Consider the following 3,566-nt stretch of genomic DNA (forward strand, 5'->3'; position numbering starts at 1 on the left):
CATCCCAATGTAGGAGCTGCCGAAGGCTGCGATCTTTTGCTCTTGATTATTTATCAGTCAACGCAAACTGCGTCAGGCAAAAGGTAGGAATGCCCATATCCTCAAGACGCTGCGAACCTTGCAGCTCCGGCAAATCGATGATCGCCGCGGCCTCATGCACCCGTGCGCCCATGCGGCGAATCAGGTTGGCCGCCGCGATCAGCGTGCCGCCGGTGGCGATCAGGTCATCGAACATCACCACCGAATCGCCTTCGCACAGGCTGTCGGCGTGCACTTCCAGAAATGCTTCGCCGTATTCGGTCGCATAACCTTCGGCGAGCACGTCCGCCGGCAGTTTGCCTTGCTTGCGGAACAGCACCAGCGGTTTGTTCAACTGATAGGCCAATACCGAACCGATCAGGAAACCACGGGCGTCCATTGCGCCGATGTGGGTGAAGTCGGCTTCGACGTAGCGATGGGCGAAGCTGTCCATCACCAGGCGCAGGGCCGTAGGCGACTGGAACAACGGGGTGATGTCGCGAAAGATCACGCCCGGCTTGGGAAAGTCGATCAGGGGGCGGATCAGGGATTTGATGTCGAAGGAGTCGAAGACCATCGGGGTGTCCTGGCAGGGCTGCAAACGGCGCAGTATACCCGCGGCTGAAACGATTCGCTCAACCGCGGGTCGTGATCAGCCTTCGATCGAACCGCCGGCCAGCGCGCACAGCTGGATCGGATCGAGAATGTGGATCTCCTTGCCCTCGGCGGCAATCAGCTCGTTCTGCTGGAAGCGCGTGAATACCCGCGACACGGTTTCCACCGCCAGACCCAGGTAATTGCCGATTTCATTGCGCGACATGCTCAGGCGGAACTGGTTGGCCGAGAAGCCGCGAGCGCGGAAGCGTGCCGACAGGTTGACCAGGAAGGTGGCGATGCGCTCGTCAGCGGTCTTCTTCGACAGCAGCAGCATCATTTGCTGGTCGTCGCGGATCTCGCGGCTCATCACCCGCATCAACTGGCGGCGCAGTTGCGGCAATTGCAGGGCCAGTTCGTCGAGGCGTTCGAAGGGGATTTCGCAGACCGAAGTGGTTTCCAGCGCCTGGGCTGACACCGGGTGTTTCTCGGTGTCCATGCCCGACAGTCCAACCAGTTCGCTCGGCAGATGGAAACCAGTCAGTTGCTCTTCGCCGGCATCGCTCAGGCTGAAGGTTTTCAGGGCGCCGGAGCGAACTGCATAAACCGAATCGAAGGTGTCGCCCTGGCGAAACAGAAACTCGCCTTTCTTCAACGGGCGGCCGCGTTTAACGATTTCGTCGAGCGCATCCATGTCTTCCAGATTCAGAGAAAGTGGCAGGCAGAGCGGGGCCAGGCTGCAATCCTTGCAGTGGGCCTGGTTGTGAGCGCGCAGTTTGACTGGCTCGGACATTTCTTCAATCCTTGTGGGAAAACACACATAAGACGTAAGGGTAACCCACCCAAGGACATTCAGGCCAGCACGCGGCGATGTTGTCCCACAGACATAAAGCCGCAGCACCGGCGGCCGATAAACAGCTATCAGCATTCATCCACGGAAGGTTCCGATGACCGCCATTGGCACGCTAGGCCCCGGTAGCAGCGGCGTTGCTGCCGCGCCGGAGTTAAACAATACCGACGCTGCGAGCGACCGCGACGACGACCTGTCGATAACGGCAAGCCCGACCTTGGTCGAGGGCGTCAAAGTGTCGCTGTCCGGCGCGGCCATCGCCAAATCCGCCGCTGTCGGCGGCGAAAACAGCGACATCGACAACAGCGGCCTACCGGAGAACATCCAGCAATTGCTGAAGATGATCCGCAAAATCCAGAAAGAAATTATCGAAAAGAAAGCGCGGATGGCGGCGGTCATGTCCGACAAAACCCTCTCCAATGAAGAAAAGATCAACAAGCTCGCCGCATTGCGTGGAGCCATCGCCGCCCTCAACAGCGGCCTGATCACCGCCAACCTGGCTTTGTCGAAAGTGATGAACCAGTCGGCGCTGAGCCCTGATCAGAACCTCAAGGTCGGCTCGTTGCTGACCAAGCCTTAGATCACCCGCGAGAAACGCTGGCGGTTCTGCTGCTCAAGGTACGCATCGAAGACCATGCACACCGAGCGCACCAGCAATCGGCCCGCCGGCAACACCTCGATCCCGTCGCGATCAATCCTGATCAGGCCATCCTCGGCCATCCCCTGCAATTGCGGCCACAGCGCGCCGAAATAGCCCTGGAAGTCGACATTGAACTGCTGCTCGATTTCAGCGAATTCGAGTTTGAAATTACAGATCAGCTGCTGAATCACCGCGCGGCGCAAGCGATCGTCGGCGTTGCACACCAGGCCGCGACTGGTCGCCAGTTGCGCGCTGGCGAGGCTGTTCTGATAAGCAGCGAGGTCGCTGCTGTTCTGGCAGTACAAATCGCCAATCTGGCTGATCGCCGACACGCCCAGACCAATCAGATCGCAATGGCCGTGGGTGGTGTAACCCTGGAAATTGCGTTGCAGGGTCTGTTCCTCCTGGGCAATTGCCAGATCGTCATCGGGCAGGGCGAAGTGGTCCATGCCGATGTAGCGGTAACCGGCAGCGATCAGTTGTTCGATGGTGCGCTGCAGCATCTCCAGCTTGTGCGCCGGGCTGGGCAATTCGCTGCTGTTGATCCGCCGTTGCGGCATGAAGCGCTCCGGCAGATGCGCGTAGTTGAACACCGAGAGGCGATCCGGTTGCAGGCTGATCACTTCGTCGACGGTGCGGGCGAAATTGTCCGGGGTCTGCTTCGGCAGGCCGTAGATCAGATCGATGTTGATCGAGCGAAATTGCAGGGTCCGCGCCGCGTCGATCACCGCGCGGGTTTCCTCCAGACTTTGCAGGCGATTGACCGCGCGCTGCACCGCCGGATCAAGATCCTGCAGACCGATGCTGACCCGGTTGAAACCCAATTCGCGCAGCAGGCCCATGGTCGACCAGTCGGCCTCGCGCGGGTCGATTTCGATGCCGTAATCACCGGAGTCGTCATCGAGCAGATTGAAATGCTTGCGCAGGTGCGCCATCAGCTGGCGCAGTTCGTCGTGGCTGAGAAAGGTCGGCGTGCCGCCACCGAAATGCAGTTGCTCGACTTTTTGCGTCGGGTCGAGGTGGCAGGCGATCAACTGGATTTCCTGCTCGAGCCGTTGCAGATATGGCTGCGCGCGACCGCGATCCTTGGTGATGACCTTGTTGCAGGCGCAGTAGTAGCAAATGTTTGCGCAGAACGGCACATGCACGTACAGCGACAACGGCCGCTGGGCCTTGCGGCTGTCGCGCAGGGCGTGGAACAGGTCGAAGGTGCCGACCTGCCCGTGAAATTGCACGGCAGTCGGGTACGAGGTGTAGCGTGGCCCCGCCAGATCGTAGCGGCGGATCAGATCAGAGTCCCAACGAATGGCGTCGAGCATGCGGGCATTCCCCCGGATAGGCTGGCAGTGTGGCGAGTCTATCGGGGTGCGGCGATGGGGCTGTTGATTTGCATCAACAGCACAAGGTCAAAAGATCGCAGCCTTCGTCAGCTCCTACCTTGGAATGCGACCTCCTGTAGGAGCT

The 3,566-nt window shown here is 59.9% G+C and carries 4 protein-coding genes; 1 reads left to right on the forward strand and 3 read right to left on the reverse strand.

Features of this window, described 5'->3' with window-relative positions:
* Positions 1–46: 46 nt before the first annotated feature.
* Entirely contained in the window at positions 47–595 is a 549-nt protein-coding gene (locus DCO47_RS26185; RefSeq protein WP_116659242.1) for an adenine phosphoribosyltransferase, read from the reverse strand.
* Between the two features lie 75 nt (positions 596–670).
* Positions 671–1,405 (reverse strand): fumarate/nitrate reduction transcriptional regulator Fnr, encoded by a 735-nt coding sequence (gene fnr / locus DCO47_RS26190; RefSeq protein ID WP_016773865.1) that lies wholly within the window; start codon positions 1,403–1,405, stop codon positions 671–673.
* A 154-nt stretch (positions 1,406–1,559) separates the two neighbouring features.
* On the opposite strand from fnr, the gene DCO47_RS26195 reads away from it, so the two are divergent.
* A complete protein-coding gene (locus tag DCO47_RS26195) occupies positions 1,560–2,042 on the forward strand; it encodes a hypothetical protein (RefSeq protein WP_064363872.1) in 483 nt (160 codons plus the stop codon).
* Here the strand turns inward: DCO47_RS26195 and hemN are convergent.
* Positions 2,039–3,421 carry an oxygen-independent coproporphyrinogen III oxidase gene (gene hemN, locus DCO47_RS26200; RefSeq protein ID WP_116659243.1) on the reverse strand — a complete coding sequence of 461 codons (1,383 nt, stop codon included), beginning with the start codon at positions 3,419–3,421 and terminating at the stop codon, positions 2,039–2,041. The two genes, DCO47_RS26195 and hemN, sit on opposite strands and share 4 nt — an antisense overlap.
* Positions 3,422–3,566: the final 145 nt, after the last annotated feature.

Origin of the sequence: Pseudomonas sp. NDM, assembly GCF_003105095.1 — a bacterium.
GTDB lineage: Bacteria > Pseudomonadota > Gammaproteobacteria > Pseudomonadales > Pseudomonadaceae > Aquipseudomonas > Aquipseudomonas moraviensis_A.